This is a genomic window from Micromonospora sp. NPDC049799 (genome assembly GCF_040656655.1).
In the GTDB taxonomy this organism is placed as follows: domain Bacteria; phylum Actinomycetota; class Actinomycetes; order Mycobacteriales; family Micromonosporaceae; genus Micromonospora.
On the sequence record NZ_JBFAMU010000450.1, the window covers coordinates 1 to 4035 of the forward strand.

Genomic DNA, 4035 nt, shown 5'->3' on the forward strand with positions numbered 1-4035 from the left:
GGCCGCGCCACCACCCCACCGCCGGGCCCGGGTGCGACCGGCCGAGGATCCGGCTTCCGGCGCGGGCGGGGCGACCGTCACCGCCGGCTCCGGCGAGCGGACGTCGGTCATGGAGATCCTCCTGGCAACATGCGGCCCGTCGGCCGGTACGGGACGGGGGCGCGCCCCACCGGTGGGGACCGGTGGAGCGCACCCCCGTGCACGGTCGGGCCTGCTCAGGCCTTCGGCGCGAGACCGAAGTCGATGATCTGGTCGGGGGTGATGTTCTGCTGGAGAGCACCGGCGCCCTGCAGGATCGCGATGCTCTTGGCGACCCGGCCGCTGTCCAGGGTGCCGAGCTGGGTGCCGGAGTTGCTGGACCGCACGTACGCGGCCATCAGCTGGAGCTCGGCGGCGGCCGCTGCGGGGACGGTGGCGTCGACGTTCTTCTTCAGGATCTCCGCCGCCTCCTGGGGATTGGCCAGCGCGTACTCCAGGCCCTTCATCAGGGCGCCGGTGAACCGCTTGACCATCTCCGGGTTCTCCTTGGCGATCTTCGAGGACGTGATCAGCACGTTGCCGTAGAGGTCCTGCATCACGTCGCTGTACGGCAGCAGGACGGCCTTCTTCTTGGTGACCGCCTCGATGGTGGGCTGGCCCACCACGAACTGGCCGATGCCGTCGACCGAGCCGGAGGCGAGCGTGCCCATCAGCGTCTGCGCCTCACCGTTGACCCAGGTCACCTTGGACGCGTCGATGCCGGCCATCCGGGCGTACGTCGGGAAGAGGTTTCGCACGACGGATCCGGGGGTGTCGGCGAGCTTCTTGCCCTCCAGGTCCTTCGGAGAGGCGATGTTCTTGCCCTCGACCGTGGCGATGGCGGCCATCGTGCGCTGCTGGATCGCGGCGACCGCGACGAAGTCCTTCGCCTTGCCGTTGCCGAGCTGGAGCAGACCACCGGTGAGGTCGATCGGGCCGAACTGGGCCTGACCGCCGACGACGGTCTGGATGACCGAGCCGGTGCCCTGGCCCGGCTTGATCTCGACGTCGAAGCCGGCCTCGGAGAAGAAACCCTTCTCCTTGGCCACCCAGGCGTACGAGTCACGGCCGAAGTTGCCGAACGAGGTGAGGTAGGTCACCTTCTCCAACGCCTTGCCGTCGCCGCCCTTGGGGCTGTCGGCGGAGTCCGAGCCGCTGCTGCAGCCGGCGACCAGGGCGAGGGCGGTGGCCAGGGTGGCCGCGGCGACCGTGCGGGTCAGCCTTCTCATCAGTGCACCTTGTCCTTTCCGACCGGGGGCGGCGGGCCTCCCGGCGGGGTTGTCTGGTGGCGGCGGCTCAGGGGGGAAAGCCGACACCACCGTCGTGAGGGGACTCTTCGCGGGCACAGCGTACGAGAAACCCACCTTTGCGACGCCAGGCGTACGAGGTTTCGGAACGGAAACAACTCCCGTCCACCCCGGACGGTGCGAAAGCCACACAGGACGGATACCCTTTCCCGCAGTCGCTGACCGACGGCTCAGGGAGGCACGCCGGAGATGATCCGTCTGTCCGGGGTGTCCCGCACCTTCGACGGCCGTGGCGGCCGGGTGGAGGCGCTACGCGGCATCGACCTCGACGTCGCCGAGGGCGAGTTCGTCGCCGTCGTCGGCCGCTCGGGCTGCGGCAAGTCCACCCTGCTGCGCCTGGTCGCCGGGCTGCTCCCGACGACCGCCGGAGAGATCACCGTCGCCGGCACGCCGATCACCCGGCCCCGACCGGACATCGCGATGCTCTTCCAGCGACCGGCCCTGCTTCCCTGGCGCACCGTCCTCGACAACGTCCTGCTCCCGGTCGAGATCTTCGGCTGGAAGCGGAAGGAGCACCGGGACCGGGCCCGCGCCCTGCTCGACCTCGCCGGCCTGGCCGGCTTCGAGAAGCGCCTCCCGCACGAGCTGTCCGGCGGCATGCAGCAGCGGGTGTCGCTGTGCCGGTCGCTGATCGGCGAGCCCCGGGTGATGTTGATGGACGAGCCGTTCTCCGCACTCGACGCGCTCACCCGCGAGGAGCTGTCCGGCGAACTCCAGCGGGTGCACATGGAGACCTCCGCCACCGTCGTCTTCGTCACCCACTCCATCGACGAGGCGGTGCTGCTGGCCGACCGGGTGGTGGTGCTGAGCCCCCGACCGGGACGGATCCGCAAGGTCGTCGACGTGACCATCCCCCGACCCCGCACCCTCGGCCGCAACGCGCACCTCGCCGACGTCGCCCGGGTCAGCGCCGACCTGCACGAACTGCTGATGGAACAGGACCAGCCGGTCGCCTCCGGCGCGGAGGGACGGTGACCATGCGGGTGTCGGTCTTCATCGAGCCGCACCGCGGCGCGAGCTACGACGACCAGTTGCGCTTCGCCCGCGAGGCCGAGGCGGCCGGGTACGAGGGCTTCTTCCGCGCCGACCACTACCGGGCCATGGGCGACGAGCCCGCGTTGCCCGGTCCCACCGACGCCTGGCTGACCCTTGCCGCGCTCGCCCGGGAGACCAGCCGGATCCGGCTCGGCACCCTGGTCAGCTCGGCCACCTTCCGGATGCCCGGACCGCTCGCGGTGATGGTCGCCCAGGTCGACCAGATGAGCGGCGGCCGGATCGAGTTGGGCATCGGAGCCGGCTGGTACGAGCGCGAGCACACCGCGTACGGCATCCCGTTCCCCGGTGTCGGCGAGCGCTTCGACCGGCTCGCCGAGCAACTGGAGATCGTCACCGGGCTGTGGGCCACCCCGTCGGGCGGGACGTTCAGCTACACCGGCGACCACTACCGGCTGGTGGACGCCCCCGCCCTCCCGAAGCCGGTGCAGGTGCCCGGCCCGCCGGTGATCGTCGGCGGGCGCGGCCCGAAGCGCACCCCCGAACTGGCCGCCCGGTACGCCGACGAGTTCAACATGCCGTTCAAGTCGGTCGAGGAGACCGCCGAGGCGTACGAGCGGGTACGCGAGGCGTGCGACCGGACCGGGCGGGACGCGAGTGGGCGGGCGCCGCTGGCGCTCTCCGCCGGGATCGTGGTGGCGATCGGCCGCACCGACGCCGAGGCACGCGAGCGCGCCGCCCCGCTGCACGTCAAGAGCGCCCTGCCGCCGGAGGATCCGGTGGTCGGGTCTCCCGCGCAGCTCGTGGACCGGATCGGCGAGTTCGCCGCGATCGGCGCCTCCCGCGTCCACCTGCGCCTGATCGACCTCACCGACCTCGACCACCTGGAGCTCATCGCCGCCGAGGTGCTCCCCCACCTGGACGGAGTCCGATGACCGACGCCCAGCTCGATCTCGGCCCGGTGGGCCAGGAGATCGTGTACGAGAACGATCGGGTCCGGGTGTGGCACATCCGCCTGGCGCCGGGCGAGCGCCAGCCGCTGCACCGGCACGACCACCCCTACCTGGTGGTGGCGATCCAGGGCGCGAAGAACGTCGTGCAGACCGTCGACGGCACGCGGATCGACGCGGACGAGCCGACCGGCGGCGTGGTGTACCGGGACCCGGGCGCCGTGCACATGCTCACCAATGTCGGTGACACCACGTACCTGGCCCGGCTGGTCGAACTCAAGTAGACCCGCCGGAGGCAGGGCCGTCACGTCGCACGGCGCGCCGGTGGCGATCGGGCGCACCGGACCGTAACGTGCCGGACATGGCCTTTCGGACCTGGGGCAGACTGCTGCTCACCGCGCTCGGGGTGAGCCTGTTGGCCGGGGCCGGCCAGCTGGGCGTCGCATTCGGCTTCGGCATCGTCCGGCTCGACGGCAGCTTCACCGGCGGCAGCGTCAACCAGTGGCCGGCTCAGCTCGTCTGGGCCGGCTGGTTCGCGGCGAACGCCGCCGTCGCCGGCGCCGTGCTCACCGAGCGTCTGGCCCGCCGCGACGGGCTGCTGACCGGCACGGTGCGGCCGGTCGCGGTGGCCGCCGCCGCCGCGCTCGGCGCCACCGTCGTCGCCCCGCTGTGTATGGCGCCCTGCGGCTTGGCTGGGCACTCACACCACCACACCTGTCGGCCGCAGTCGCCAAGCACAAGCAGCTCGCCGATCGCGGCTCACCCGT

The 4035-nt window shown here is 71.8% G+C and carries 4 protein-coding genes and 1 pseudogene; 4 read left to right on the forward strand and 1 reads right to left on the reverse strand.

What is annotated here, in order from left to right; all coding sequences use genetic code 11:
• Positions 1–215: 215 nt before the first annotated feature.
• A complete protein-coding gene (locus tag AB0I76_RS24220; RefSeq protein ID WP_357039623.1) occupies positions 216–1247 on the reverse strand; it encodes an ABC transporter substrate-binding protein in 1032 nt (343 codons plus the stop codon).
• A gap of 267 nt (positions 1248–1514) precedes the next feature.
• On the opposite strand from AB0I76_RS24220, the gene AB0I76_RS24225 reads away from it, so the two are divergent.
• From AB0I76_RS24225 to AB0I76_RS24240, 4 genes and pseudogenes are all read left to right on the forward strand, one after another.
• Entirely contained in the window at positions 1515–2300 is a 786-nt protein-coding gene (locus tag AB0I76_RS24225) for an ABC transporter ATP-binding protein (protein WP_357039626.1), read from the forward strand.
• Positions 2301–2302: 2 nt separating this feature from the next.
• On the forward strand, positions 2303–3253 hold the full coding sequence (locus tag AB0I76_RS24230) for an LLM class F420-dependent oxidoreductase (protein ID WP_357039632.1): 951 nt from the start codon (positions 2303–2305) through the stop codon (positions 3251–3253).
• A complete protein-coding gene (locus tag AB0I76_RS24235; RefSeq protein WP_357039629.1) occupies positions 3250–3552 on the forward strand; it encodes a cupin in 303 nt (100 codons plus the stop codon). The genes AB0I76_RS24230 and AB0I76_RS24235 overlap by 4 nt, the downstream gene beginning before the upstream one ends.
• Positions 3553–3629: 77 nt before the next feature.
• Positions 3630–4035, forward strand: a pseudogene (locus AB0I76_RS24240) (hypothetical protein); the annotation flags it as partial.

Excerpts from the sequence above, each read along its gene's own strand:
- AB0I76_RS24220 (WP_357039623.1), bottom strand. The coding sequence starts at position 1,247 with ATGAGAAGGCTGACCCGCACGGTCGCCGCGGCCACCCTGGCCACCGCC.
- AB0I76_RS24225 (WP_357039626.1), top strand. The coding sequence starts at position 1,515 with ATGATCCGTCTGTCCGGGGTGTCCCGCACCTTCGACGGCCGTGGCGGC.
- AB0I76_RS24230 (WP_357039632.1), top strand. The coding sequence starts at position 2,303 with ATGCGGGTGTCGGTCTTCATCGAGCCGCACCGCGGCGCGAGCTACGAC.
- AB0I76_RS24235 (WP_357039629.1), top strand. The coding sequence starts at position 3,250 with ATGACCGACGCCCAGCTCGATCTCGGCCCGGTGGGCCAGGAGATCGTG.